Genomic DNA, 23,391 nt, shown 5'->3' on the forward strand with positions numbered 1-23,391 from the left:
GACCGGCTACAACTGAAGGTGCAGCACCGACATGAGAGAAGAGGCGGTTCAGTGGCTGAACGCGGACAGGGACCGGACTTCATCGAAGCGCTGGCCCGAGGGCTGCACGTACTTCGCATCTTCTCGGCAGACAAGCCGGCCATGTCGTTGACCGAGGTCGCCTCCGGTGCCGAGCTGGCACGGCCGACAGCCCGGCGGATATTGCTCACGCTCGAGGAACTCGGCTACGTCAGGTCCGGCCACGCCGGCTACACCCTGACCCCGCGGGTGCTCGAACTCGGAATGGCGTACATCGGTGCCCTCAACCTTTGGGACATGGCGAGGCCCCACCTCGAAGAATTGGTGTCTTTCACCGGCGAATCGTCGTCGATGGCCCAGCTCGACGGTTCCGACATCGTCTATGTCGCACGCGTGGCGGTACCCAAGCTCATCTCGCTGCGAGTCGACATCGGGACCCGATTTCCCGCGATGGTGACTTCCCAAGGGCGGGCTCTTCTCTCGGCGATGGACCGGGGTTCGGCACACGAGCGCCTGTCCGAGCCGAGTCGCTCGGGGCTCGCAGCGAAAGATTTCACGATCGCGCAGATCGACGAGATACTCGACGAGACAGCACAACGTGGATGGGCTTTGGCCGATCAGGATCTGGCGCCGGGCGTCCGCTCGATCGCAGTACCGGTCCGCGACGGCCGCGGAGTTGCACGCGCAGCCATGAACATCACCGTCCATGCCGCCGAAACCACCGTCGACCTGCTACGCGAGAGGTACCTACCCCGGCTTCTTGCTGCCGCTGCGGACACATCAGCCGACTGGAGTGCGTGGCAGAACCGCCCGATCGAACCAGCTCCAGCTCGTGGACAGTCCGGCCACAAGGATGTCGGCTTCGCAGTCCGCTGATGCTCTGAGCTGCGAGGCGCTCAGCATTTGGCCACGATCGGTTGTCGCGCAAAAGAATCCGACGATGGCGGGCGGGCAATCGCGAGCTCGACTCGCTGCCGATGTGACGCGGCCCGCTCGGTACGCCGTGCCGTTATCCACAGGGTAAGGTGTGACACGCGCTGTTCGTGCGCCTAAAACAAGCCGATAGCAGGCTTCAGGTGCACATCTTCATCCGAGTGAAACGCTGCTCTGCACTCTTCATGACACCCGATCCGCATCTGTGCGAGTCGGGTTTTTTCATGCCTGCATAAGGTCCTCAAAACTCCTGCCCGACAACGGAGCAGGACAGTCGCCCACCACGGTGGGCATCACCCCGGAAGCGGAGGTGGCGTCAATGGACCTAGTCCACGACGTTACTCGGCTGCTGGCGTACGCCACGGTGTTCACCTGCGCCGTTGAGCGCCTCTTGGCCTCGATATGGGAACCGGCGCACCGACGCCGACTCGCCATCATCAAAGCCAAGCGTCGGCCGAAGAAGTAACGAAAACCGCCCCCATCTTCCGGGGGAGAAGTCTGCCCAAAATATGCGACAAAAGCCCAGGTGAACGCAGATTTGACGGGTCAGAGCAGACCGTCGCACACCTTGCGAAGTTGATAGAAGCACTCGTCATGTCGATCGGGGACGTCTCGGCCGAGGGTGCGTTGGCAGCCTTCCATGAACAAGAACCTGCTCAACGATCACCAGATCATCACCGAGCTCATCGGCAATGCCGCTCAGCTCCCCGCCGAAGATCCGCGCGCGGCCCGGTGGGCCACCGAAGCGCTCGCGCTCGCCAGCGCAGCAGAGCTGCCCCTCCTCATCGAGGAGGCCGAAGGAGTGCTCGGACGGATCGAGCACGACACCACCTGCCGGTGGTGCGCCGGGCAGCCGGGAGCAGCCATCCCGGTCGGGTCCTTCTGGTGCATCCACTGAGCACAGGCCCTCCGGGGTCCCGGTCCCACCACGGGGCCGGGCCCCCCTTTTTTTGTCTCCCGCACAGGCTGGAATACCACCGACAGCACTGTCGTTGTAGGACTCGACGGCGTTCGATCCCAATGCCCCGGGTACCAACCATCAGCCGCTACGAGCGGCCACCTGCCGAGAGGCGCACTGGCGAACACCGTCACCCAACATCGAACAGGGCCACGCATCACAGATGCGTGGCCCTGGCTCGTTCGAAACGACCCGTCGACGCGGCCACCGCCGCGCCTCCGAACCTTCTCGTCCAGTCATTCGAGTAAATGACTGTTGCCGGAACCGCCGCGCCGCCCCGTGCGTCCAATAGGACATGGACGACGACGAGCGCGCAGCCATCCGATCGGAAGGCCACGACCCCGACCACCCGGCTGTGCCCCATGCCCTCGACCAGGTGAAACGCGACCTCCGGCTATATCGGCACCTCGCCTGGACCTTCACCGCGGCCGACCTCGACGGCAGCGTCGTTCCCCGCTGAACCTGCTCACCAGCACATTCGACAGTCGAACACGCGTTCGATAGTCTGACGGTAGTTCCCACCGGCACGGCGAAAGGTCGATCCCCATGGCCACCGTCGACGCCATCCCCGACCTGACCGGACTCGACAAGGCCACCCAACTCGATGTCCTGCGCCGCCGCATGGCCACCGTGCCCGGCGGCCGCCGCGACCACGCACCCACCGAACTCCCCACCATCACCGCACCCGAACCAGCGGCGCCCATCGCAGGCGATACGGACCTCACGGGCAAGGCCGACGATCCGGAACCACTCAGCGGCGCTGTACGCGGCAAAACCCTGCGGACCATGCCCGTACCCCCGCCGCTCGCCGCACTGCTCCCACGCCGAGCCCTGGCCCGTGGAACCGCCATCACCGTCACCGGCGCCGGGTCCATGCTCATCGCGCTCGTCGCCGAAGCATCCGCCGCCGGCCACCACGTCGCCCTCATCGGCCAACCACGCCTGAGCCTGCTCGCCGTCCACGAACACGGCGGCGATCTCGCGAAAGTCCACCTCGTCGATCCCGGGGCCGGGGATCCTCTCGACGCCGCCTCGATCTGTCTCGACGGGCTGGATTTGGTCGTCACCACCGTGCACGGACGAGACGTACCACCGACGCGCGCAAGAGCTTTGCTCGCACGCAACCGTCGTCACGCCAATGTGCTGCTGCTGACGGACGGGCACATGCCCGGTATCGATCTCACGATCGCCTCCACCGTCTGCGGCTACGGCGGAATCGAACAGGGCCGTGGGCGCATCAAGTCCATCACCCTCGAAACCGCCGTCCACGGCCGCGGAACACCACACCGCACCGGCCGCTACACCCTCACCGCCCCGAGCTTCGGCGAGCACGGTCTGCGCTGGACACCCGCACCCGCCGACCTCACCGTCCACCGGCCACTCGCGGCCGCGCAATGACCACCGACAACTCCGCCGGCATCTTCGACTCCTGGCCCACCACCTTCGAGCCACCCACCCGCCGCATCGTCGACCCACCGAGGTCAGTGAAAGTGAACGTCGCGCTCGCGATCGGACGATCCGGAGGCGGGGGATTCCGTGACACCACACCTTTGAAAGTCCGGGCCGAGGGCTTGGCCATGGACAGCATTGTCGAGGGAACCTTGTACGCCTGGGCACGGACCGGTACCGGCGATTGGCTTGCGAGCGTGTCGTTTTCGATCCCCACCGGCAACAAAATGGGACGGCTCGACCTCGACCGACAATGGTGCCCCGCCGCCGCCATCACACCCATCACATGACCGACACCACCACCGAAGAAGCCATCAGGATCGACCTCAACCACCGACAATCAACACACACCACCGCAGCAGCACAGGAGAGACCGTGAACATCGGCGACCGCTACCACCTCGCACCCGGAGCACCCGGCATCGTCGTCGTACGCGACATCCAACCCGAGGGCCTCATCCTCGTCGAAAACGAAACACCAGGCCCCGGCGTCTACCCCTACCTCGTCAAACCCGACACCCTCGTACCCGCCACCACCTGAACGGCCAACCCTGCAGCAGCCACCCCATCAACAAACGGGCAGCCAGCAGGTGAATCCACTCTCGCTCAGTCCTAATCAATGGCGCACCGGTGCCACCATCGCGTGGACTCGAACTGGCTCAACGGGATCGGGGAGAGCGGTGCGAACTGTTGATCTTCTTGAATAACTCCTCGAAATTGTCGAGAGTCTCTGCACTCAAGGCATCAACGAGGTCTGGGTTGCGCATCAGAGCGTCTGCGGGGCCATAGTGGTCAAACGAGCCATGGTGTGCTTTGAGCCTCTCCACAATCCGTGATGCCTTTTGATCCTCAAGGTTCGCTTCTGTGATCGAGGTGTTGTAGGCCTTGTTGAATAGCGTCAAATAGTCAGCCACAGTGAATAAATCTTCGATGTCCGCGTGGGTGCGCGAAACTACTTCACCAACTCTGATCAAACGGTTGCGATGTATCCGCCCGGCGTCCAAGGCTGCCTGTATCCGGCCTCCACCTTCGGTACCGGAATCCATCACGACGGTCAGATCTGTCCTGGCTCCGAGCAGGGCGATATATGCAGGCAAATTCGACGCACCGCCGGTCGGCAGAAGACTCCACCTGGCATGGAGCGGCGTGCGTTCAGTCGCGGCCATCCGAGCAGACAACACAGTCAGGAACACAACGTCACTAGCACCCTCGACAGCAACGTTGTCCTTACCCACGAACAGGTGCTGGGTCGCGTCGTACCCAAGGGCCGCTTGGAGCGGGAACAAGCTGTTGTCATTGACCCCTAGGACATCTTGTGTGACCTTCGCTCCCACACTCTTGCCCTTGTCTTCCACTATGCGTATCCGCTCGATCCGATCGGTTTCGACCATGAATGGCGAATGCGTGGTGTACACGACCTGCACTGCAGAACCCAGACGATCGTTGAGAAACGTCAGCAGGTCGCGCTGAGCCAAACCATGCAAGCTCAGACCCGGCTCGTCCAGCAGGACAATGAAATTTGTGCCCTTACTTTTCGCCTCGAACTCGGTGAACGCCGCAAGGAACGAGAAAAACCACTGGAATCCGTGGGACCGGCGGTCGATGTTCGACGTGTATCGGTGCTCGGTGTTTTCCACCCGGATCTCGAGATAGTGATCGATCTCGGCCCTAGTGCTGTCGGGGTACCCGTTGTTCGTCGGTACGAGTCGCACGTCCTTGTCCAGATCGAACGCCACTCTCAGGTTCGCGTTCTGCTTCCAGTACGTGAAAATCTCGTCGGTCAGATCTGCACTGACCGCTTCCAGCTCTGCCTTTCGGTCTTCATAGTCATCAGAAACCAGTTCCTCGGGGGAAGTATTGGCAAGGTTGAGCAGAGCCCGCGCGGTCTGGGTGCCGGTGGATGCGATCGCATCGGCTCCATTCAAGCTGGCGATGTTGATTCGGCCGGGTAGCAGGGCATACTCGTCGAAATAGAAGAAGGTCGGAACCCGGGCCCAGATGGCGTTACGACTCCGGTCGAACGGGTTCTTGTCGCCGTCAAACACCGCTTTGACTTCAGCGACGTCGTCTTGCCACCCGTCTTTGCTCTCGAGTTCTGCGAGGACCTTCCGTACCGCGGCGAGACTATTGGCCTGCCCGAACGCTTCGCGGGCCTCGTTTGAGATGTCCAACTTCGACAGCGCCGCCGCGACCAGGACGGACCCGTTTGCCGGGTTGGTAACGAAGGCTTGGGGCTCGTTGTACCAACGCGATACGGTTACCGTCCTCGATGCCATGACACCTGCGCCGAACCTGTCCTCCATGGCTGTTACGTCGGCGTCGTCCAGCTCGAAAACGGCCGAAATCGCACTTTCAGACCCGATAGTGTCCTCGCGCTGGTCCTTCTTCCACAACCACCTCGGGTAGTCGTCCTTCACTACCAATTCCGCTTTGCCGTGAGGCTTGATACGGAGAAGCGCCTGAAGAAAGCTCGTCTTGCCAGCCTCATTCAAACCCACCAAGCACGTGAGTGAGTCGTCGAAAAGCAGCTCGCCGCTATCGACGATGTTCCTGAATTTTCTGATACGGACCGACTTCAATCGCACCCAAGTCTCACTTCCTCGATTAGTGTGCTCAAGGCTACCCAGAGTCGACCCCGGTAAGGGGCAACCTCAAAACTAAAGCTACCGCGACACCGAGCGTCGTCACCCTCCGTCGCTCCCGCACAATCACCTTCACAGCCGTACCCCACACCACGCCGCCGTAGAGCACCAGCTCCGGCGGCGTTCCGCGTCCCACCACCCGAAGCCGGCCACGTTCACAAGCAGGCCCTGGCGGGCCACACGCACCCCTACGGACTGCACCGAACCGAACTCCGCTTCGCTCCGCACTCAAAAGAGCGAAAAGAATCAATTTCTTTCGACGTAGGTGGCTTCTCCGAGCATCCATCACCCGTGCCCGCCGGCTCAACCCCTCGCTCCGCTGCGCTACGGCCAAGGCTCCGAACACTTTTCGTCCCGTAGTCGCTGCGCTCCCACGAAAACTGTCCGGCCGAAGGGTTGCCCCGTCGTTCCCGTGCGCTGGTTTCTCTCCCCAGCCACCACGGCGAAAGAAATTGGCAGGGCGAAGGTCCGGCCACCAGTCGAGAGGAACAGGTCACCATGCGAGCACAGCACCCCACCACCGCCGACGAAATCGACATCATCGTCCACCGAAACGGCAGCCGCAAAGTCCGGCGCACCGTCAAACGCGCCAGCGCACGCCGCGACCGCCGCACCGCCCGCCGCGAACTCCGCCACTGAAAACCGCGCTACCCCAACCACACCCGCACACACCGAAAGGCTTTCGCCATGACCCAACACCGCATGTCCCTCGCCACCGCTGCCGACACCCTCGCCGCCATCCCCGCCCTGCTCGGCTTCACCCCCGACAACTCTGTCGTCATCATCGCCCTGGCCGACGACGGGAACGGCTCGCACCTGGTCGCGCCTACCGCCCGCGTCGACGCCCACCAGGCCGAAGCCGCCGCAGGCATCATCACCGACGCGCTCACCCGGCAGGACACCCCCGTCACCGCCGTCATCCTCGCCGCCATCGCAGACACCACCCACGCAGGCGCAGCCCTGCTCGGACTCGACGCCATCCGCGACGCGCTCGCCGCAGTCGGAATCCGAACCATCCGCGCCCTGCACACCTACAGCCTCACCGCAGGAACCACCTTCACCGACCTCGACCGCTTCACCGACGGCACCATCCCCGACCCCGCCACCACCGAACTCGCGACCGCCCGCACCGCAGACGGAGCCGTCATCGCCCCATCACGCGCCGACCTCGAGGCCCGATACGCCCCCACCACCGAGATTCCCGAATCCCTCGCACTCGCCGCCGCCGCCACGATGGGCACCGACTTCCTACCCGTCACCTTCGACGAGCTCGCAGCCGTCATCCACGCCCGCGAAATCCCCAGCGCCGACCTCACCGCCCGCGTCGGCCTGGCACTGGCCACCGGCCACCTCGAAGTCCGAGACGCGTTCCTGGCCCTGTCCGTCCACGGAGACGCCGACGCAGCAGACGCGTTCACCCGCATCGCCGCCCCGCTACGCGGCACCGCCCGCGCGAACGCCCTCACCATCGCCGCCTACTTCCTGTACTGCACCGGCGACGGCGCAGCAGCACACGCAGCACTGCAGGCCGCCGAGCGCACCACCGAACGAGCCAACGTGCCATTGCCCAGCCTGACGGGAATTCTCCTGCGCGTCCTCAACGCCGGAATGCCGCCGGAACAGGTCAGAGGGATCGGCGCAGTCATCACCCCCGACTACGTCGCCGCCCACATCGGCACAGTACAGAGCTACACCTGACGATCGCTGCCGAGCGTGGCCACCGGTTCGAGGTGGCCACGCCCGGCAATCCAGGTCGCGGGCGCGGGGCCGGTGCATCGGGCATCGAGCCCTCACACCGACAAACGCGCACCACCCGCAGCAACGACAGGAGGGCCGGCGGGTGCGGCGAGGTGGCGTGGCAGAGGAAGAGCGGAACAGCGCTCAGAGAGACGTCGGATCGGCCGGCCACACCATATCGACCTCGGCGGCGGCGGGACGAGTGTCCTCGACCCGAACACCGGCCACGATCGCATCGAGCGCCAGATCCGACGGCGGCGGCTCAGCGTTCACCACAGCTTTGGACAAGGCATGTTCGATCCGCGAGCGCTCCATACCCCAGCACCCTACCGACCAGCACGAACACAGCCACCGCCACGAGTGCAGCGACACCGAGAGAGGGAGGTTCTTTTCGATCCGTCTGACTGCGCAACGAGAATGCATCACCCGTCCTCTCCCGGATCAACCCCTTCACTCCGCTCACGCTCCGGCCCACAGGGCCCAGCACGACTGTTCGCCCGACCCGCACTCGCTGCGCTCCCCGGCGAACACTCGCACCGGCCAGGCATTGACCATCGACGCCGTGCGCCGCCGTCTCTTCTCCGCGCCACCCGGAAGCGAAAAGAACGCAATAAAGGAAGCCCGATACACGTATCCGCACCCGTTTTCGACGGGCCCATCGGGTATCGAAATGGGTAAGTGAAAAACACCGAAAAACGTTATAGCGCAACGTAAATGACTATATCTACACCTGGTGCAAACGGCATTTTTGACGTAGAATAAAAGCCAATAGAACAATTCCGAGAAGGAGGCAACCATGTCGATCACCGTGTACACGAAACCGAATTGCGACCAATGCGATGCAACGAAACGACGGCTCGACAAGCACGGTCTCCAATACCGAATCGTCGACATCACCGAAGACGACACCGCCCGCCACTTCGTCACCTCCGAGCTCGGCTACCTCCAAGCGCCCGTCGTGGTCGTCGACCGAAGCGACGGTGACCGCGAAGACTGGTCCGGTTTCCGAATCGGCCGACTCGACGCACTCGCAGCCTGACACCCCCACCGACACAGGAGAACCGCCATGCACCTCGTCCCCGCCTACATCCCCGACGCCGACTACATCGACCGCCAGATCGATGCCGAACTCGCAGCAGAGCGCGACACCGAACAGAACGACACCCCATACGGCGACGCCGAGCAAGTCGCATCGTGACCACCACCCCCGAAGGCGTGGCCGCTAGTAATCCCATATCCGTTCACGACGACTTCTGACCCGACACCGACACGAACGCGAGGCCCGACGATGAACGCACTACGCGCAGTCCCCACACCCGGCGACGACCCGGCAGCGCAGGCACGCGCGGACCTCGCACCCGTCGAGGACCTCGACACAGCGGTCGAACCCGGGTACGACCCGGCCACCGACCCCGAAGCGATGCTCCTGTGCGCCTTGATGGATGTGCGCAACCAGAGTGCCGATGGAAGCGACGTCGAGCGGATCACCAGGACGCTCACCGCGGCGGACTTCGAGGATCCCGCGCACGCGCGTATGTACGGCCACATCGTCGACCTCATCACCGCCGGCCAACCCCACGACTTCGCCTCCGTCACCGGTGCGCTCATCCGATCCGGAGCCGACGGAGCCAAAGACGCCCCGCTACGCAAACGCCTCATGGGCATCGTCACCGCCGGCGCACACTCCGTCGCGGCCGTGCACTACGCCGACAACGTCCTGTCCCAGTCCTACCGCCGCAGCTTCCACATCGCGGGCCAACGACTGGCTCAGGCCGCCGAAGAAGCACCCGAAGCCGACCTGTTCGACTACATGGTCGAACTCGGCATCCGGCAGCGGGCAGCGTTCAAAAGGCTCAACAGCTTTCGGCAACCACCGACATCCTGAACGAACCCGCGCGGGCACCGGTGGGCGCATCGACGACGCCGAGGGCACTACGGTGCTAGCTGGCCACAACCGAAAGACGAGGACCGTGACAGAGACAGGTGAGCACGCCGAACGGCCGCCACAGGGCGCGCCGGACCGCACGAACGCACCCCCGACCGGTGCCGCTGTCGATGCGGGTCTGCCCGTCCACGTCCGCGAGCAGATCGCTGCTGTCGTCGACGCGTCCGGCGACCTCGAGCGCGTCCCCACCGGTAGTGGCGCGCTGACTGTGCAGGTGTGCTCGGCATCAGAAACCTCGTACGACGCCGCGACGTGGAGCACCCTGGGCACCTACCGCGCCGCTGACGCCGCAACCTTGGCCGAACGGCTGCTCGACGCTCTCGGAGACAGTGCGAACATCGGCACCGACCTCGGTGTCCTCATCGTCACCCACACCCACACCGACACCCTGGAGGCACCGGCCATGACCGCACCCACCGCCGACGGAACCCGCGCGCCGGCCGCCGCGCCGCTGCTCACCCTCGACCTCGCCAAAGCCGACGTGCTCGACGACGACTTCGAGTGGCCCGAACCGGGCAGCGCGCAGGCATTGTGGACTCCGCACTGGCTGCTGCAGGCCGCGATCAACTCCGGGGCCGTCACCTACGACCGGCGACTGTGGGGCGAGCTCGCACTGTCGGCCGAGTTCACCGCCCCGAACCGGCACGAGCTCGAATTCGTGATCACCTATGAGATCGACGGCGCACCGAACATCGTCGACGGTGACACCACCGACTACCCCGCCGACTTCAACGAACTCTCCGACGAGGAACAGAACGCCGTCCCCTCCACACTGGTCCCGAACCCGGAGACCGCAGCGTCGTGGCTGACGTACCTCGTCGACGCCTTCAACGCCGTGCACGCGAGCACCGACAAGCTCGTCCGCGGCTGGCCCCACCAGTAGAACCCCTGGAACGATCGAACCCCCGACCACAATATGGCGGGGGTTCATCTGTCGGGCAGTCGCTGTCGCCGAGAAGGACGCAGGCTAGGGCATGAACGTACTGCGACCGGAGCTGAACAATGCACCGAGCGCGAACGCGAACGCGAACACGGCCACGAACACCACGATCCGGAACACACCACTGGCGAGCATTCCCGTCGCGCGCAACGGCGCGAATTTCCACGTGCCGTCCGCTCGCTGTCCGGACCGCAACACCACGTACGCCAGGATCGCAGCGGCCACGAGATACACAGCCATCTCCAGCCCACCCCTTTCGTTCCTCGTGTCCTTCACTCGCGCAGACGTTTCGACGCGACCGGTCTTCGATTGGCTGTCAGTACACACCCACCCACCGACACAGTCGGTGCCACAACCGACCGGCCATCACCGCCCACACACGTTCGGGAGTCAGAACAGCGTCGGGGAAGCCTCATCGAGCAACGCAGTACGCACAGCGCCCTCGTCCCACCCACCGCGCACCGCATCGCGCAGCCGCCGCGACCGCGCCGCTCTCGCGACCCGATCGGGCCCGTACCAAAGCCCGCGCTGACGCCGGCCACCCCCGCGGCCCTTGGCTCCCATATCGAGCAGGTTCTGTGACTGCGTCCCGTCGACGACGTGACGCACCCCGCCAACGCGGGTGTCCTCGTCGAGAGTGACTCGTACACAGATCGGGTTGTCACACAGGTGCAATGCCGTCACCTCGTCGGTGAGCGGTACACCGAGCGCACGCGCCAACGCGTACCGGTGCGGGCGCACCACCCGCTGCCGGCCATCGCGCATCAACCAGAACCGGCCGTACCCGTCATCGGCTACCGCGCCGACCCAGATCGCACACGAATCAACGTGCGGGCCGCGCACGATGTAGCGCTCGAACCGCGTGAGTTCTGTTGCCCCGCCGATACCTAACGGTTCCGGCACCGACCCGGCCCGCCGACCATCACCTAACGTCTCCCGGCGACTGTGCTTCTACCGGTTCTGTCTCGGCGTCGTGGATCGTCCGGAGCGTCTGCACGGCGGTGAGTTTGAGGACTGGGTCCGAGGTGTCGAACACTCCGAACTTCTCCAACCGCGAGATGTCGACGGGGGAGCGCACGGCCGCGAACACTTCCGCGTCGATCGCCGACTCGAAGTCGCCGCCGGCCGCGAGAGCGTTGATCATCCGCAACAGGTCCGCGAACTGCGGCGCGGTCCGCGTGGTGATGAGAGGGCCGTAGGTGTCGAACGCCTCGTTCGCCTCCGCGGTTTGCAGCAGCGCAAGGATGTCGAGCTCCAACACATCGGACTCGCTCAGGTCCGTCTCAGGGTGGTTGCCGGTCATCGCGCACCCGCCTGATCCATCAACAGCTGTCCGACGGCGTCGGAGATCTCCGTCGGCGTCCCGGCCGAATCGAGCAGGTGCAGTCCGGTGTCGACCGGACCGCCGCGCACGATCGTCGCGGCGAGGTGCTCCTGCTCGCGGGTGATCGCCAGTACCCAGCATTGCGTGACGACGAACTGGGTTGCGTCGAGCAAGGTGAAGAACTCGCCGTACGCAACCGGTGCTCCCGGCTCACCGGCACTGTCGGCGTAGGCGATCGACGCGGCGAACGTCGACGGGTCGGGCCCGACGGAGTTCGAGACGACGACGCCGAGCGCGCCGAGGGCGCTCACTGCGCACCCTGCCCGGCGGAGGCGAACTCCTGCGCCGCAGGCGGTGTCTCGGAGTTCGGTGCGGGGTCGGTATGCGGGGGAGTAGCGGCGTCGGGCGACTCGCCCGAACCGGGCTTGTCCGCGTCGGTGGCGGTGCTCGCAACACCGATGCGCACCGGCCGCTTCTTGCGTCCCGATCCTGTCGAGGCCGGCTTCGGGGACGCGATGACAGAGGTCGGCACCGTCAACCCCATCTCCCGCAACTGCTGCGCCGTCCATCCACCGTCGAGCGCGGCCCGCAACGCGGTAGTGACCGCGTCCTTGGCCTTCTCGACGGACTTGGCAGAGGACCGTTTCGCGGCCTGGGCTTCCTTGATCGCCGCGTCGGCGGCCGTACGCGCTTTCGCGTCGTCTGCTTCGGCCTCGACGACCTTCTGCTGTGCGTCGGTGATCGCCTCGACCTTCGCGATGCGCTCGTTGATCGCCGCTTCGGCGGCCGCGCGGATCGCGTCCTTGTCCAACGGGGTGACAGTCATGTGTGTGGGCCTTTCTCGTCGAACCGACCGCCCGCAGACACGGGGAGAGTCGGTGAGGGTGCACGTGATCAACGTTCGGCGGAGGGCCCACACGGCACCGCCAGAACGCACTGCAAACTCTACCGCCCAGGCGTCGCAGACGACAGCGGACGGACGAGACGACCTACCTGCCCGACCGGTGCACGGCCCGGCGGGGGAGTCATCGACGAGGGAGGGGATCGGGTGCGGTGCCCCCAACTGTGCACCGGCCTTCATCCTCATGTGGATGCCCGAGATTCCTCCCACCGCTCCGCTCGATCTCAGGCACCCACAATCGGGGCCGGACACACAGATAGGGGACATCGCACCCATACGGTGCTCACGTGGGACCGGCGGGCGAGGGCTCGTCCGGTGGTCCCGTCGAGGTTCCGACAGTGGGGTGTTCACGACGACGTCGAGTCATCGCTCTCAGGAACAGCTCTGACGATCTGACGTGCGGACATCAGCCGCTCGGCCTCTACCAGATCCACGCCGACTAGCTCCGCCGCACGGGGCACAGATCCCTCTGACGTCGACAGCCGTTCCAACTCGGCAGCCATCACCTGTTCGGCGGCGTCCCGTTGTGCCCGCGCTGCAACGAATCGCCGCGCCGCCCTCTCGCGCTCCCGCACCGCTGTACCCGCCTGGCGGGTGGCCTTCTGCCATCCCCGCTCACGGGCGGCTACCCGATCTCCTGTCGACCCCATGACCCCGTTGCCTCTCGATCTCCTGACCCCCGCGACCCCAGCTCCGACCGCCCCAAGTCTGTGGCCTGGCCGAAGACATCTGAGGGCTTGGCCTTACTGCACAGGCTTCGCCTGCCAAAAGCCTAGGTGATTTACACACCTCTTGCTGAATTTCAGACTTTGGGGGGTTCCGGCCTTCCGCCTGCCCGCCTGCGGCGTCTAGGGTGGCGGTGTGATGACGCTCCACGTACTGCACGCGGGCGATGGCTACGAGTACCTGACCAAGCAGGTGGCCACCGCTGACCGCGAACGGGAGCACGGCCAAGATCTGACCGATTACTACACCGCGCACGGCACACCGCCGGGTGTCTGGTTCGGTGCGGGCCTGGACAATCTGGAGCAGATGCAGGCCGGGATCGACCCGACTGCGGGGCCGTCGATCACCGGCGGTGGGCAGGTGTCCGAGCCGCAGATGAAAGCGTTGTTCGGTAGCGGGCTGCATCCGAACGCCTCGGCGTTGATCGAAGATTCAATTACCAAGGGCGCGAACGAGAAGGCCGCGCTCAAAGCAGCCCGCCTGGGCCGTAAGTTCCCCGAATTCTCCAACGACATCGAACTGCTCCGCGAGCACAAGGCAGCGGTGGGGGAGTTCCGTAGGGAGCACGGGCACGCGCCGTCGAAAGCGCAGTCGCAGCAGATCATGGACGAGGTCGGTACCCGGTTGTTCACCGACGGCCACGGCCGCCCGCCGGAAGATCAGCGCGAGCTCCGTTCGTGGATCAGCGCGCAGAAGTCCCGCGTCCGCCAGCCCGTGGCCGGCTACGACCTGGTGTTCACCCCACCGAAAAGCGTGTCGGTGATGTGGGCGCTCGCCGACGACGGGACCCGCCGAGAAATCGAGCGCATCCACAAAGAGACCGTCACCGACGCCCTCGGCTGGATCGAGAAGGAAGCGTGCTTCACCCGTACCGGCAACACCAGCCAGGAAGTCCAGGACACCACCGGTCTGGTCGCGACCCTCTACGACCATTACGACTCCCGCGCCGGGGATCCGAACCTGCACACCCACGCCGTCGTCTCGATCAAGGTCTGCACCGAATCCGACGGTAAATGGCGGGCCCTCGACGGGTCGATCCTGCACCGGTACGCGGTGCCGGCCTCGCAGCGCTACAACGCCACCATCATGTCCAAGCTGCATACCGAACTCGGTTTTTCCCTCGCTGCCCGCTCCACCGGTCACGGCCGGCAGGACGTCGTCGAAATCGAGCAGGTCCCGCGTGAGCTGTGCGAGATGTTCTCCTCACGCCGCAGTCAGATCGAAACGCGCAGAGACCAGCTCGTCGCCGAGTACCGCGCCGAACACGGCCGGATGCCGTCCCCGAAAGCGATGTACTCGCTCTACCAACAGGCGAACCTCGACACCCGCGCCGGCAAGCAGGAACCGCAGACGTTGCGCGAGATGCAGAACGCCTGGCTCACCCGGTCCGCGCAGATCCTCGGCACCCCACGCGAGGTCGACGCCCTCGCCGCGGGGTGGCAACAGGTCCAACGAGAGCACGCCTCCGGTGTGCGCGAGGTCGGCGAGCACATGCGCACCCTCGATTCCCTCGACGAGGAGGTCGAGCGCGTGCTCGAACGCCTCGAAGACAAGCGATCGAACTGGGCGATCACCCACGTCCACTCCGCCGTCGATGCGAACTTCGCCGCCGTCGCGTTCACCGACGACACCGCACGGCGCGCCGCCACTGCCGCCGTGATCGACCGTGTCCTCGCAACATCGGTACACATGCCGCTCCCAGAGCTGCCCGAAGCTCCGACGGCGCTGCGCCGCCGCGACGGCGAGTTCATCCTCACCCGCCCCGGCACCGCCCTGCACACCTCGCACACCGTCCTCGCCGCAGAACGTTCCCTGCTCGACGCCGCACAGACCCCGGTCGCCTACATCGCTCCGCAGGCCGCGCTCGACAAGGTCATCACCGCCGCCGCGAAAGGCAAGGACGGACGCACTCTCAACGCCGGGCAACGTGAACTCGCGGAACATTTCGTCGGTAGCGGCACCCTTGTTGCGGTCGGTATCGGACCGGCCGGCACCGGCAAGACCACCGCCATGAAGGCCGTCGCCGACACGTGGAAGAAGGCCGGATATCAGGTCATCGCACTCGCACCGTCGGCCGTCGCAGCGGAAACCCTCGGTGAGGAAATCGGGGTCACCGCGCACACTCTCGCCACCCTGACCTACCCGTGGCGAGGCAAGAACGGCGACGAACCCCTGACCCTGTCCGACCGGATCGACATTCGCCCCGGTGCGATGCTGCTCGTCGACGAAGCCTCCCTCGCTTCGACCAAAGACCTCGCCGCCATCACCGAGATCGCTGCAGCCAAAGGCGCGGTCGTGCGTTTGCTCGGTGACCCGAACCAGCTCGACGCCGTCGAAACGGGCGGTGCGTTGCGGCTGCTCGCCGAAGAGACTCGCGCGCCCGAACTGACCACCGTTGTGCGGTTCGGCAGCGACACCGAACAGGCCGAGAATTCGCTCGATCTGCGGCACGGCGACCCGGCCAGTCTCGAGATGTTCTACCAACGCGGATGGGTCCACACCGGCACTGCCGCGGAGATGAAGGACGCCGCCGCCGGGGCGTACCTCGCCGACATCGCAGCCGGTAAGTCCTCGCTCGTCATGCTCTCCACCGGCGAGGACGTCCGCACCGTCAACCTCGCCATCCAAGAGCACTTCCGTAGCCAGGGAACGGTGAAGTCCCGCCGCACCGCCGAGCTGTCGGACGAGCTCACCGCAGGGGTCGGAGATACCGTCCTCACCCGCAAGAACGCACGGTGGCTGCGCACCAAGGGTGGTCGGCGACGGAACATGTTCGTCCGCAACGGTGACCTGTGGACCGTCACCGCAGTCGGCAAAGACGGCTCGCTGACCGTCCGCAGCAAAACCCACGACGGCACGGTCACCCTGCCGGCCGACTACGTGTCCGGCTTGACCGAACTCGGCTACGCCGCCACCGTGCACCGCAGCCAAGGCATCACCGTCGACACCTCCCACACCGCGCTCAGCCCCACCACAGACCGGGCCGGGCTCTATGTCGCGGCCACCCGCGGGCGCACCAACAACGAGCTGTACGTGCCCGTCGAACCGGGCGTCACACTCGACACCGAGGGAATGCACCTCTCGGAGATCGACACCCCGAACTCCCGCGAGGTCCTCACCGGCATCCTCGCCAACGACAACGGCCACAAGGCCGCCATCACCGCGATACGCGACGCCGCCGAACACGCGAACAGCCCCGACCGGCTCCGCGAGGCATACCTCGCCGCCCACACCCGGCTTCGTGATCACTGGCTCGACACCGTCCTCGACCGGGCACTCCCGGCAGCGCTTCTGGCGACCGCGCAAGCCGAACACCCCGGAAGCCTCGCAGCACTGCGCGCGACCCTCGCCGAGATCCACGACCGCGGCGACAGCGCCCGCCACGTCCTCGTCGACGCACTCGCCGCCGGCGAGCTCCACACCGCACGCGACGTCGCGAGAGTGCTCAACTCACGGATCATCGAGGCACGCAGCTCCACCGACACCACCGACACCACCGACACGGTGGCCGGCGCTACCGGGCGACCGGAACACGAGCTGCCCCCGCTCCCGCCGCGCACACCCGGCACCGACAAAGAGCTCGACGATTACGCCCGACTCGTCGCCGACCGCTACACCACCGTTCGGCCGGCACCCGCCGAAACCGATGGCATCGGCCGACGGATCCGCGACTACGACGCTGCCCACGCCGAACTCGACGCTGCACGAGTCCAGCGCCCCATCCAGGCCGCGTTCGAACCCGCGACCGCCGAACGCCTCATCGCCGAACCCGGCGTGCACCGACTCGGCCGACACCTGCGCACCGCAGCGCTGGCGGGACTGTCACCGGAGAACGTTCTCGCCTGGCACGCCCAGCAACTGACCACACGCGGCGACGACGTCACCGCCCGCGCCCTCATCAAAGACCTCGTACCCGCCGTCACCGACGCGGCCGAACGCGCGAACACCAGGTGGCTCGCCGAGCACGAAGACACGATGCGCGAGCACTTCCCGATCGCGATGGCCACCGCAGCACGTAGCGACGACCCCCGGTGGAACACCGCTATCGCCCGAATGCGGGAACTGACCGCACACGGCGGCTACGACCTCGACGAGCTGTGCCGCGACATCCACACCGCCACACACCCCGGCGTCCTCGCCGGAGGCATCGTCGACGCACTCGACGACATCGCGCCCACACACCGGACACCGGTCGACCAGGACGCACCGCACTGGGTGCCGTCACCGGACCTCGACGCCCACCTCGTCGATCCCGTCCTAGGCGAGCAACTCGACAACCGATACGACGACATCGCCGCCGAGCACGCCGCCGCCGTCGACCGCATCGCCGCCGTCCCCGACCCGGCCTCGACCCCGGACCTCGAATTCACCCGCCACCTCGAACAGCGGCCCGACGACGACGCCCTCGCGGCCGAATGGAATCGCACCGCCGCTGAGATCGCCGCCTACCGAGACCGCTACCAGATCACCGACACCACCTCGATCGCCGGCGACCGACCCGAGAACCGGGCCGAGCACGCGCCGTACAACACCGTCCACACGAACATCGACACCCTGCACGACCACATTGAGCAGCAACGACGCGACGAGCACGAAGAACAGCAGCGACTACAGCGCGAGGCCGAGAACATCGAGCACCACCACACCATCGCGCAGCAGAACATCGAACACGGACACCAGCGGCGCGGCCCGCGGCTGTAAGCGCGGGCCGGTCGCACTCGTGGCCATCGGTGAGACCGCGTGTGAGGCCGCCCGCCACGCGGACGGCCTCATACACGCCGTGGGCTACTTTCTCGTCAGAGCACCCAGTACGGCGGCGAAGATCGTTGCTCCAATGGATGGGTCCCGCGAGAAGTACGTAGCGGTCGCACCCATAAGTCCCGCAACTGCAAATGCGGCAGGAGTCGTCAGTGACGGAAAGAGGTTCCGTCCGGCCTGGTCAGGATCGTCGTTCGATCCGTTCGGTGTGTTGTTCATGCAGACAACTGTGGCGGGCTCTGGAGCTGCACGCACGCCGCTCGGAGTACCGTGGTGGCCGGTCACCGGGTCTAGGCTGGCCGGACATAGCCCCGTTACTCTTATCTACTTTAACGTTGCAATGTCCGGTTCCCGCAGCACCGGCTACATCGGTACTAATTCGAGGAGATCTGATGGTTGACATGGCGAAATCGGAGGATCTCGGCGAGCCCGAGAACAGCGACGTTACCGACACCGGGGAGCCGTCGGCAATCCCCAAACGGGTGTTCGCTCAAAAGTTCACCGCGGAGCAACAGGCGAAACTCGCGCGTCAGGAGCAGTACAACAAAGCAGTGTTCGAGGGATGGGAGGCGCGCAGGACCGCTCGTCGCGAGGCCCTGCTGGCTCGCAAGGACGCGGTGAAAGCAGCAACCAAGGAATACAGCCTGCTCGGCCTCGGCAGCCAATACGAAGACGTCAGGTTCGAGGACGTCAGAATCCGGACTCCGTTCGTCCGACTCGATCCGAAACGCCCTCTTCGCGCCCCCGGCGAGAAGTATGTTCGCTCAACAGATCTGGACACCCGACCTGCGTCCACCCGCTTGATCAACCGTAAGAACTCGGCACTGAGGGTTCTGATGTCGGCGATTTACGTAGCGCACCTCGAGTTCGAGGCCGGCAAGACGTTCGTCAACAAGCACCCCAACGTGTTCGGCGAACCGGAGCTCGCGGCGTGGTGGAAGCTTTGTGGTCTTCATGTCAAACCAACTTCACCTGCTCGAATCAATCGCGAACGAGGTCGGGCGCTGAACCGGGCGCTGTCCGTGCTGCACGATGTCGGGCTGGTGCACACCGGATCGGACCCGGTGGCGGGAAGGTTCAAGAACTGGATTCTGAACTCCGAGGCCGGAAACGGTCGACGGTACACAGTGCCGGCGGAAAGGCGCAGTCCCGAGACCGTGCGCGTACCGCGCGCATTTTTCGCCCGCGGCTGGCACCTCGTCCTCGAACCGGGCGAGATAGCCACCTTCCTGGCAATCGTCGAATTCACCCAGCGTATGGAGGGGCAGCCGCGCTCGTCGAAAAAAGACATCGGCGTGGCCCTCGGAGAAACGATTCGATGGGAACGCTATGGACTCAGCGAGGACACCTACCTGGAAGCGATCCATGCTCTGGACGAGTTCGGGCTGATCGATGTATTCGACCCGATGCCGAACCGCCGACGTGGAAAGTTGAATCCCTCGCGGAATCTGATTCCGGCAGGTGAAGAGTCCGACGAGCAAGTGCCCTACCGAGTGATCTATCCACCGCCGCCGGACTCGGTGACGGCACCCTTCGCAACCGATGCCGTCGACGTCGTCCTGAGTCGCCTTGCGTACCCCGTGCCGCTCTGGCTGGAGGATCTGCCGGTCGACGACCGCGTGGCCGAACGTTTGTTGGGGAAATGAGGAAGTCCAGAGGCGGTCCAGGTCATCTCCGGCGCATGTACGGCTTTGTTTCGAGGATCTGGTCGAGGGCGGACTGATCTCTCGCCCAGTCACGAAGGTTGTCGTCGAAGTAGCCGATCAGCGCGATGGCATTGTCGAACTTGTTCTTGATGAAATTGCCCGATTCGAAGCAGATGGGCTCGTGGTGGGCAATCCTGTTGCGCACCGTGTGCAGTGGGTTGACCACCTGACGCAGAAACGCCATGTCGTTGCTAGTTTTGCCGCGCGGCGCGTTGTCGAAGCCTCGCCTGATTCGAGTCCCGAACTTTATTTCCTTGTCTCCCGAAACCATGAACTTCCAGAACCCGAAGTCCACAGCAGCAATCACGTCATCCGCGCCGATGTCCGCGACTCTCTCGAACCCGCCTTTGCCCTTGCCGACCCGCTTCTTCAGCTTCCCGTACGCCTTGGACAGGTCCTCGAAGCAACTGCCCATTTCCGATGTACCCTCAGGGACTTCCAGCGCGTAAAAGACCCAATCGTCTTCCCTGCGCAGCTGCTCGTGCCGCTCGCTGAGCGAGATGTCGATCGCATGGCGAAGTGTCACCTCGGCGTGACAGATCACCTCCCACAACGCTGTGGACGCCTTGAGGTTCCATCGATACAGATCGAGCGCACCCTCGACCTTGCGGTGCCCCGCTGCGTCCAGGTATTTCTGCATCCGAGCGTGGGGCATCGACTCGAAGACGAAGTCCAGGTTCACCTCGCCTGCGGCCGTGCTTGTCACCCGTGCTCCTGCCTGCTAGCATTTCCGCCGAAGGCTGACGGATCATCGGTTATCTTAAAGGTGGTAATCGTCCGCAGTTGCGTGACCCTTGAACATACTCAACCCCGCCACTCTGTGGCGGGGTTGAGTTCTTTCGAACGGTGCAATTGGCGGTTCACAGTCCCCGAACGTCGCGTGACCCATCGGCGGCCGAGCGGGGAGTGAGTCCCTCTACGACCGTGATCGCCAACAAGACGCCTTCCGGGGTGGTGTTCGGGTAGTACAGGCGGCCGTGCGCGTCACTCATCTTGAAATTGGCTTGCGAGCTCCCGGGCAGCACGTGGGCTTTGCATTCCACTGCGATGTCGCAGAGTTCACCGGGTGCGGTGTCGGGGATCGGCGTGAGGCTGGGGGTTGCGACCTGGCTGGAACCGCCGAGAGGGCCCATCCGTTTGATGTAGCGGTCTTCCCAGTGGACCGATCCACCGTTTCGGACGCGCCAGATCTTCGTGAAGCGTTCGCCGGGAGCCATCAGTGTCCCGTCCGGAATCGTGATGTCGGCGACCCACAGAGACACATCCCCGGGCTCGAGGTGTAGATCCGCAGGCGTGAGCTCGGTCGACAGCGCTCCGGTCGTCGGGTCGTGGGAGCGGCCGATGCGGTCAGCGGTCTTTCGGTCCTTTTCCTCCTGGGCATCACGAAACAGAGACAGCAGCAAGCCGTTCCAGCCGAGAGCCTGATCGAGCGCCGTGGCCAACGCTGGGCTCGGACGCAGGATGCCGCGTTCGATCTGGCTGAGGCTTCCTGGTGTACACCCCACCCGCTCCGCGAGCTCGGTCTGCTTCAAGCCCGCGATCGCACGTCCCGATCGCACGTGATTGGCGAAGCGTCCGAGCGCATCGGTGGGTGGATCGAGCTTCTTCGGTGGCCGACCCCGCCCACGCGTGCTCTTACCCTCGTCCATGACGGTGCTCCCCCCTGGCGTCGCGCGAGTGCGCGAGGCGATCCATTAATTTAGCGGGTGCGTCATAAATATGTGCGGGTGCAGTCTTGTCCCACGGGATCGGAAACGGTGAAAAGCCTTTTGCCGACAGTGTTCTCGGGATGAGGAGAGTCCAGTGAAACTCAAGAGGAACATCGCAGCCCTGGCCATGGCAGGAGCTGCAGCCGGAGCCCTGACTGTCGGCGCGGCTGGTACGGCGCAGGCAGCCCCGAGCGGAGATCCGCTCTCGACCGGGTGCGCGAACGGTGCCCAGACGATCTGGGAGAACACGTATTTCGGCTCCGGAAAGGTCGAGGTTCGGTACAGCCCCAGTTGCGGTACGAACTGGGTCCGCGTCACGGGCGCCGCCGGCCGGCAGAGCGAAGCCGGCATTGCCTCGCAGGCTTCGGGTTGGCAGTGGTCACCCTCGTACGGCAACAGCCCGAACAGCTACTGGACGCCGATGGTGTACGCCCCGGGCAGTGCGTGCGTGACCTTCCGCGTGAAGATCGGCAACGCCAACGGCATCGGTCTGATGGACACCGGAAACAAGCAGCTCTGCTAGTCGTCCCAGTTCGCCGGCGAGCCCCACCACACCCAGTGTGGTGGGGCTCGTTCGGTGTGCAAGCCAGGGAAGAACGTTGGGTCTAGTTCTAGCGCAGCACGAACTGTTGGGAGAGGAACCAGAACGGTAGCAGTGCCGAGATGGTGTACCGGACTTCCACGAGAACGGGTCCGGGGCCAGCGCCATGTGCATATTCGGTGGTGAAGGTGCTCCCTGGGTGAAATTTTCCAGGCGGCACGGATACCCAGGAATTTGGGTACAAGGCGTCGGCGGGGATTGTGATGTGCTCGATGGTTCGGTAGGAGAACCGCCGAATGGGACGGGTGCCAACGACGTTGAATGTGAATGTCCTGATGGTTGTATCTTCGAGTGTCACCGATTCGCCGAGTGACTTCGATAGCAGGGGCATCGCAGAGACTTTACGTTGTACGGCCTTGACGCTGTGGGATGAGAGACGAGTGCCAGTCCGGACGTCCGCCGGACCGCGACTCGACACCCCTTGTTCCGGAATCGATCTCAAGGGGCAGGCTTGTAGGTCTCAGTGGCTTCGTCGTACTCCCACCGTGCGTCGTCGATGATGACGGCGGTGAAATCGTCGGCGGGATCTTCTGCGACAGCACTGTCGGTGTCGATCATGTCGATGACCTGCTCCATCGTCAGTTCCGATGGGGCCTCGGCGGGTGCGGCGTCGTGCTGGGTCGGCTCGATCGGTGAGTCGTCGCGCTCGTCGATGTCGGTGGCGATGAATTCGGCGAAGTCGCCGGCGACGGCCGGCGTCGGCGGGGTGAACCCGCACGAGTGGGGAGTGCACTGCTCGAAGTCGGTGATCGACTTCATCCGGTGCACCATCGGCCAGAGAACTTGGTAGTGCCACGCTGCGGGCCCACCGTGATAGGCGTTCTTGCCCTGTTGGTACGCCTCACGGCGGGCGAACATCGCTGCGGTCAGCTCTTCGACCACTGGGCCGTGTTTGAACCAGCACGGGGGAATGGTGCGGCCGAGCTCGTAGCGGTCGCGTAGCCATTCCACCCAGGTGCCGAGCTCGACCCACAGTCGGGCGGCGCTGTCCTTGTCGAGGTACGGCCAGTCGATCGCACCGGGGGTATACGCCGGGAGTGCCATG

27 protein-coding genes are annotated in these 23,391 nt (G+C 64.9%); 15 read left to right on the forward strand and 12 right to left on the reverse strand.

The genetic code is table 11. From position 1 onward, the window contains the following. Window positions 1-51 precede the first annotated feature (51 nt). The 6 genes from CH294_RS26750 to CH294_RS27670 all read left to right on the forward strand — a co-directional run bounded on the left by CH294_RS26750 (window position 52) and on the right by CH294_RS27670 (window position 3,898). Window positions 52-894: an IclR family transcriptional regulator C-terminal domain-containing protein gene (locus CH294_RS26750; RefSeq protein WP_094739382.1), complete on the forward strand. Its 843-nt coding sequence runs from the start codon at window positions 52-54 to the stop codon at window positions 892-894. Window positions 895-1,591: 697 nt separating this feature from the next. Further along, a complete protein-coding gene (locus CH294_RS26760; protein ID WP_042940230.1) occupies window positions 1,592-1,849 on the forward strand; it encodes a hypothetical protein in 258 nt (85 codons plus the stop codon). 355 nt (window positions 1,850-2,204) lie between these two features. After that, window positions 2,205-2,369 (forward strand): hypothetical protein, encoded by a 165-nt coding sequence (locus tag CH294_RS27665; RefSeq protein ID WP_157226197.1) that lies wholly within the window; start codon window positions 2,205-2,207, stop codon window positions 2,367-2,369. An 86-nt stretch (window positions 2,370-2,455) separates the two neighbouring features. Beyond that, on the forward strand, window positions 2,456-3,307 hold the full coding sequence (locus tag CH294_RS26765; RefSeq protein WP_094629915.1) for a hypothetical protein: 852 nt from the start codon (window positions 2,456-2,458) through the stop codon (window positions 3,305-3,307). Next, window positions 3,304-3,648, forward strand: coding sequence for a hypothetical protein (locus CH294_RS26770; RefSeq protein WP_094629914.1), 345 nt, complete (start codon window positions 3,304-3,306; stop codon window positions 3,646-3,648). The genes CH294_RS26765 and CH294_RS26770 overlap by 4 nt, the downstream gene beginning before the upstream one ends. 85 nt (window positions 3,649-3,733) lie before the next feature. After that, window positions 3,734-3,898 carry a hypothetical protein gene (locus tag CH294_RS27670; protein ID WP_155289017.1) on the forward strand — a complete coding sequence of 55 codons (165 nt, stop codon included), beginning with the start codon at window positions 3,734-3,736 and terminating at the stop codon, window positions 3,896-3,898. Between the two features lie 118 nt (window positions 3,899-4,016). On the opposite strand, the gene CH294_RS26775 is transcribed toward CH294_RS27670, so the two are convergent. Further along, complete coding sequence (locus CH294_RS26775; protein ID WP_094629913.1) at window positions 4,017-5,942, reverse strand: AAA family ATPase; 1,926 nt, start codon at window positions 5,940-5,942, stop codon at window positions 4,017-4,019. Window positions 5,943-6,497: 555 nt separating this feature from the next. Here CH294_RS26775 and CH294_RS27675 point away from each other — a divergent pair. Both CH294_RS27675 and CH294_RS26780 read left to right on the forward strand, forming a co-directional pair. Further along, window positions 6,498-6,638: a hypothetical protein gene (locus CH294_RS27675; RefSeq protein WP_155289314.1), complete on the forward strand. Its 141-nt coding sequence runs from the start codon at window positions 6,498-6,500 to the stop codon at window positions 6,636-6,638. A 48-nt stretch (window positions 6,639-6,686) separates the two neighbouring features. Then, the gene (locus tag CH294_RS26780; protein ID WP_094629912.1) at window positions 6,687-7,697 is read left to right on the forward strand and encodes a DUF4192 domain-containing protein; all 1,011 of its coding nucleotides are present in this window, start codon (window positions 6,687-6,689) and stop codon (window positions 7,695-7,697) included. A 183-nt stretch (window positions 7,698-7,880) separates the two neighbouring features. Here the strand turns inward: CH294_RS26780 and CH294_RS27680 are convergent, their stop codons facing one another. Next, a complete protein-coding gene (locus tag CH294_RS27680; protein ID WP_170944875.1) occupies window positions 7,881-8,051 on the reverse strand; it encodes a hypothetical protein in 171 nt (56 codons plus the stop codon). 481 nt (window positions 8,052-8,532) lie between these two features. Here CH294_RS27680 and CH294_RS26785 point away from each other — a divergent pair, with 481 nt between their 5' ends. From CH294_RS26785 to CH294_RS26795, 4 genes are all read left to right on the forward strand, one after another. Next, window positions 8,533-8,775 carry a glutaredoxin domain-containing protein gene (locus tag CH294_RS26785; protein WP_008719967.1) on the forward strand — a complete coding sequence of 81 codons (243 nt, stop codon included), beginning with the start codon at window positions 8,533-8,535 and terminating at the stop codon, window positions 8,773-8,775. Between the two features lie 27 nt (window positions 8,776-8,802). Next, on the forward strand, window positions 8,803-8,934 hold the full coding sequence (locus CH294_RS28045) for a hypothetical protein (protein WP_254924082.1): 132 nt from the start codon (window positions 8,803-8,805) through the stop codon (window positions 8,932-8,934). Window positions 8,935-9,024: 90 nt separating this feature from the next. Beyond that, on the forward strand, window positions 9,025-9,621 hold the full coding sequence (locus CH294_RS26790) for a DnaB-like helicase N-terminal domain-containing protein (protein WP_094629911.1): 597 nt from the start codon (window positions 9,025-9,027) through the stop codon (window positions 9,619-9,621). An 85-nt stretch (window positions 9,622-9,706) separates the two neighbouring features. Beyond that, complete coding sequence (locus CH294_RS26795) at window positions 9,707-10,564, forward strand: hypothetical protein (protein WP_094629910.1); 858 nt, start codon at window positions 9,707-9,709, stop codon at window positions 10,562-10,564. A gap of 84 nt (window positions 10,565-10,648) precedes the next feature. Here the strand turns inward: CH294_RS26795 and CH294_RS26800 are convergent, their stop codons facing one another. The 6 genes from CH294_RS26800 to CH294_RS26825 form a co-directional block, all read right to left on the reverse strand. Beyond that, entirely contained in the window at window positions 10,649-10,861 is a 213-nt protein-coding gene (locus CH294_RS26800) for a hypothetical protein (RefSeq protein WP_094629909.1), read from the reverse strand. Window positions 10,862-11,011: 150 nt separating this feature from the next. Then, on the reverse strand, window positions 11,012-11,524 hold the full coding sequence (locus CH294_RS26805; RefSeq protein ID WP_094629908.1) for a hypothetical protein: 513 nt from the start codon (window positions 11,522-11,524) through the stop codon (window positions 11,012-11,014). A gap of 19 nt (window positions 11,525-11,543) precedes the next feature. After that, a complete protein-coding gene (locus CH294_RS26810; protein WP_094629907.1) occupies window positions 11,544-11,924 on the reverse strand; it encodes a hypothetical protein in 381 nt (126 codons plus the stop codon). Next, entirely contained in the window at window positions 11,921-12,256 is a 336-nt protein-coding gene (locus tag CH294_RS26815) for a hypothetical protein (protein ID WP_094629906.1), read from the reverse strand. Before CH294_RS26815 ends, CH294_RS26810 begins: the two co-directional genes overlap by 4 nt. Continuing rightward, window positions 12,253-12,771 carry a hypothetical protein gene (locus tag CH294_RS26820; RefSeq protein WP_094629905.1) on the reverse strand — a complete coding sequence of 173 codons (519 nt, stop codon included), beginning with the start codon at window positions 12,769-12,771 and terminating at the stop codon, window positions 12,253-12,255. Before CH294_RS26820 ends, CH294_RS26815 begins: the two co-directional genes overlap by 4 nt. Before the next feature lie 422 nt (window positions 12,772-13,193). Further along, the gene (locus tag CH294_RS26825; protein WP_094629904.1) at window positions 13,194-13,496 is read right to left on the reverse strand and encodes a hypothetical protein; all 303 of its coding nucleotides are present in this window, start codon (window positions 13,494-13,496) and stop codon (window positions 13,194-13,196) included. A gap of 214 nt (window positions 13,497-13,710) precedes the next feature. Here CH294_RS26825 and mobF point away from each other — a divergent pair, with 214 nt between their 5' ends. Continuing rightward, complete coding sequence (gene mobF, locus CH294_RS26830) at window positions 13,711-18,273, forward strand: MobF family relaxase (RefSeq protein WP_094629903.1); 4,563 nt, start codon at window positions 13,711-13,713, stop codon at window positions 18,271-18,273. A gap of 84 nt (window positions 18,274-18,357) precedes the next feature. Here the strand turns inward: mobF and CH294_RS27330 are convergent, their stop codons facing one another. Then, window positions 18,358-18,549, reverse strand: a complete 192-nt coding sequence (locus CH294_RS27330; RefSeq protein WP_141214651.1) for a hypothetical protein — start codon at window positions 18,547-18,549, stop codon at window positions 18,358-18,360. 173 nt (window positions 18,550-18,722) lie between these two features. On the opposite strand from CH294_RS27330, the gene CH294_RS26835 reads away from it, so the two are divergent. Then, complete coding sequence (locus tag CH294_RS26835) at window positions 18,723-19,976, forward strand: hypothetical protein (RefSeq protein WP_141214650.1); 1,254 nt, start codon at window positions 18,723-18,725, stop codon at window positions 19,974-19,976. Between the two features lie 22 nt (window positions 19,977-19,998). Here CH294_RS26835 and CH294_RS26840 read toward each other — a convergent pair whose 3' ends face one another. Together CH294_RS26840 and CH294_RS26845 are read right to left on the reverse strand one after the other, a co-directional pair. Beyond that, window positions 19,999-20,742 carry an Abi family protein gene (locus CH294_RS26840; protein ID WP_094629901.1) on the reverse strand — a complete coding sequence of 248 codons (744 nt, stop codon included), beginning with the start codon at window positions 20,740-20,742 and terminating at the stop codon, window positions 19,999-20,001. A gap of 154 nt (window positions 20,743-20,896) precedes the next feature. Beyond that, window positions 20,897-21,685 (reverse strand): NBR1-Ig-like domain-containing protein, encoded by a 789-nt coding sequence (locus CH294_RS26845; protein ID WP_094629900.1) that lies wholly within the window; start codon window positions 21,683-21,685, stop codon window positions 20,897-20,899. A gap of 154 nt (window positions 21,686-21,839) precedes the next feature. Here CH294_RS26845 and CH294_RS26850 point away from each other — a divergent pair, with 154 nt between their 5' ends. After that, on the forward strand, window positions 21,840-22,268 hold the full coding sequence (locus tag CH294_RS26850) for a DUF2690 domain-containing protein (RefSeq protein ID WP_141214649.1): 429 nt from the start codon (window positions 21,840-21,842) through the stop codon (window positions 22,266-22,268). Window positions 22,269-22,784: 516 nt separating this feature from the next. On the opposite strand, the gene CH294_RS26860 is transcribed toward CH294_RS26850, so the two are convergent. Next, complete coding sequence (locus tag CH294_RS26860) at window positions 22,785-23,390, reverse strand: hypothetical protein (protein ID WP_094629898.1); 606 nt, start codon at window positions 23,388-23,390, stop codon at window positions 22,785-22,787. Between the last annotated feature and the right edge of the window lies 1 nt (window position 23,391).

The organism is Rhodococcus sp. 14-2483-1-1, assembly GCF_002259335.1.
In the GTDB taxonomy this organism is placed as follows: domain Bacteria; phylum Actinomycetota; class Actinomycetes; order Mycobacteriales; family Mycobacteriaceae; genus Rhodococcoides.

Excerpts from the sequence above, each read along its gene's own strand:
- CH294_RS26760 (WP_042940230.1), top strand. The coding sequence starts at position 1,592 with ATGAACAAGAACCTGCTCAACGATCACCAGATCATCACCGAGCTCATC.
- CH294_RS27665 (WP_157226197.1), top strand. The coding sequence starts at position 2,205 with ATGGACGACGACGAGCGCGCAGCCATCCGATCGGAAGGCCACGACCCC.
- CH294_RS26765 (WP_094629915.1), top strand. The coding sequence starts at position 2,456 with ATGGCCACCGTCGACGCCATCCCCGACCTGACCGGACTCGACAAGGCC.
- CH294_RS26770 (WP_094629914.1), top strand. The coding sequence starts at position 3,304 with ATGACCACCGACAACTCCGCCGGCATCTTCGACTCCTGGCCCACCACC.
- CH294_RS27675 (WP_155289314.1), top strand. The coding sequence starts at position 6,498 with ATGCGAGCACAGCACCCCACCACCGCCGACGAAATCGACATCATCGTC.
- CH294_RS26780 (WP_094629912.1), top strand. The coding sequence starts at position 6,687 with ATGACCCAACACCGCATGTCCCTCGCCACCGCTGCCGACACCCTCGCC.
- CH294_RS27680 (WP_170944875.1), bottom strand. The coding sequence starts at position 8,051 with ATGGAGCGCTCGCGGATCGAACATGCCTTGTCCAAAGCTGTGGTGAAC.
- CH294_RS26785 (WP_008719967.1), top strand. The coding sequence starts at position 8,533 with ATGTCGATCACCGTGTACACGAAACCGAATTGCGACCAATGCGATGCA.
- CH294_RS28045 (WP_254924082.1), top strand. The coding sequence starts at position 8,803 with ATGCACCTCGTCCCCGCCTACATCCCCGACGCCGACTACATCGACCGC.
- CH294_RS26790 (WP_094629911.1), top strand. The coding sequence starts at position 9,025 with ATGAACGCACTACGCGCAGTCCCCACACCCGGCGACGACCCGGCAGCG.
- CH294_RS26800 (WP_094629909.1), bottom strand. The coding sequence starts at position 10,861 with ATGGCTGTGTATCTCGTGGCCGCTGCGATCCTGGCGTACGTGGTGTTG.
- CH294_RS26810 (WP_094629907.1), bottom strand. The coding sequence starts at position 11,924 with ATGACCGGCAACCACCCTGAGACGGACCTGAGCGAGTCCGATGTGTTG.
- CH294_RS26820 (WP_094629905.1), bottom strand. The coding sequence starts at position 12,771 with ATGACTGTCACCCCGTTGGACAAGGACGCGATCCGCGCGGCCGCCGAA.
- CH294_RS26825 (WP_094629904.1), bottom strand. The coding sequence starts at position 13,496 with ATGGGGTCGACAGGAGATCGGGTAGCCGCCCGTGAGCGGGGATGGCAG.
- mobF (WP_094629903.1), top strand. The coding sequence starts at position 13,711 with ATGACGCTCCACGTACTGCACGCGGGCGATGGCTACGAGTACCTGACC.
- CH294_RS27330 (WP_141214651.1), bottom strand. The coding sequence starts at position 18,549 with ATGAACAACACACCGAACGGATCGAACGACGATCCTGACCAGGCCGGA.
- CH294_RS26835 (WP_141214650.1), top strand. The coding sequence starts at position 18,723 with ATGGTTGACATGGCGAAATCGGAGGATCTCGGCGAGCCCGAGAACAGC.
- CH294_RS26845 (WP_094629900.1), bottom strand. The coding sequence starts at position 21,685 with ATGGACGAGGGTAAGAGCACGCGTGGGCGGGGTCGGCCACCGAAGAAG.
- CH294_RS26860 (WP_094629898.1), bottom strand. The coding sequence starts at position 23,390 with ATGGCACTCCCGGCGTATACCCCCGGTGCGATCGACTGGCCGTACCTC.